Consider the following 523-nt stretch of genomic DNA (forward strand, 5'->3'; position numbering starts at 1 on the left):
CGCCGACGCACCGTCTCGCGCGACAGCTGCTCATGCTCGGTCAGCTTGACGAACGCGTCGGCCAGCAGTTCCAACGTCCAGCGGCTGCGGCCCGGTGGCGGGCTGGAGCAGGCGGTGGCCACCAGCAGGGCCTCCTCCTTGCCGCTCAGCTTGCGCTCCGCTCCCGGGCGCGGCTCCTCGCTGAGCGCCGCTTCCAGGCCCATCTCCACGAAGCGGCGCTTGGTGCGGTAGACCGTGGAGCCGCCGACCACCACCGTCGCGGCAATCGCCTCGTCGCTCAGGCCTGCGTCGGCAGCCAGCAGGATCTGGGCACGCTTGAGCCTGCGCGCCGGATGCTTGCCGCTTCGCAGCATGCCCGTGAGTTCGTCGCGTTCGGGTTGGTCGAGATCGACGCGATAGCGTACATTCATCCGGATGGCCTCCTTCGGTGCGGAGGTTCCGGAAGAATCGGAAAATGAATCAATTACTTGACGCAAAGCCGCCAGATCGACCCCGCTTCACCGAAAAGCAGGGCCAGTATCTC

The 523-nt window shown here is 66.7% G+C and carries 1 protein-coding gene; it reads right to left on the reverse strand.

Annotation, left to right across the window (positions count from 1 at the left end):
* The coding region (locus tag RFM68_RS33850; RefSeq protein ID WP_320237206.1) for a helix-turn-helix domain-containing protein at positions 1 to 410 on the reverse strand (410 nt) is incomplete at its 3' end.
* Between the last annotated feature and the right edge of the window lie 113 nt (positions 411 to 523).

The sequence above is a fragment of the Mesorhizobium montanum genome, from assembly GCF_033977145.1.
Classification (GTDB): Bacteria; Pseudomonadota; Alphaproteobacteria; order Rhizobiales; family Rhizobiaceae; genus Mesorhizobium; species Mesorhizobium montanum.